Origin of the sequence: Clostridium sp. AF27-5AA, assembly GCF_003478415.1 — a bacterium.
In the GTDB taxonomy this organism is placed as follows: Bacteria; Bacillota; Clostridia; order Lachnospirales; family Lachnospiraceae; genus Otoolea; species Otoolea fessa.
This window is the reverse complement of sequence record NZ_QUFH01000029.1, coordinates 1-909: the sequence shown is the minus strand read 5'-3', so window position 1 is coordinate 909 and position 909 is coordinate 1. Positions and strand designations below refer to the sequence as shown.

The following is a 909-nucleotide window of genomic DNA, read 5'->3' as shown; positions in this document are numbered from 1 at the left end:
CCCTCAATGTATGCCACTACCTGATCCCTGCTTCGGTCACTTACGGTGACTGCACAATACGATGGATTCCACAAATGTCCTCCCCACAGCTCCTGTTTTAATTCCGGATGCGAAAGAAACAACTGACGTGCCAGATTCCCTTTCATAATCTTTATCATGTCTGATATAAAAAATTGCGGTTTGCAATCCAGAAGTAAATGAATATGATCTGGCATAACCTCCATCGCCAGAATCTTAAATTTGTATTCCTCCGCAAGCCCATACAACATTTTTTTACATTCTGCGTCTATCCCATTTTTCAGGACCTGTTTTCGATATTTCGTGCACCAGACAAGATGATATTGCAAAGAATACACATATCCTCTACCATATGAAAGTGTATTTCTCTTAATAGTAAATATATCTTTTTCCATGTTTATATTATACCATATGCCCCCACACTTGGCAAACGCTAGTTCTGTATCTTGATAAAAAATTTGGCGCACCTAACTCATCACTACTACAATATACTTATGGGTAATCCCCTTACATCCAGTAAGGATTTATCCATCTCATTACTTAAACTGTTAGAATGTAGGATGCAATGGTATATCGACTTCATCACTAGGACTTAGCGTCCGTACTTTAGACTGATAACCAGCTCCTCATTCACAGTGTTCGTTTTATGCAGGTTGAATCACATTAAGTGCATTCGTGTCACACACAGTAGTTTGAGCAGGTAATGAGTAAATCTGGTATTTATCCATTGTAATATTTTTAAGGAGTGACAAATTTATGAACGCAGTAGGTATTGATGTTTCAAAAGGTAAAAGCATGGTTACAATTCTAAGACCATTTGGTGAGATTGTACCCTCTCCTTTTGAGATCAAGCACACATCCAGTGATATCCTTTCACTAATTAAACTTATT

At 37.6% G+C, this 909-nt stretch carries 1 protein-coding gene and 1 pseudogene; one reads left to right on the top strand and one right to left on the bottom strand.

The annotated features are described in order from the left end of the window. A partial coding sequence (tnpA, locus tag DWY89_RS14165; protein WP_118524782.1) for an IS200/IS605 family transposase occupies window positions 1–413 on the bottom strand: 413 nt, incomplete at its 3' end. A 361-nt stretch (window positions 414–774) separates the two neighbouring features. Here tnpA and DWY89_RS14700 point away from each other — a divergent pair. Then, window positions 775–909 (top strand): annotated as a pseudogene (locus tag DWY89_RS14700) (IS110 family transposase); the annotation flags it as partial.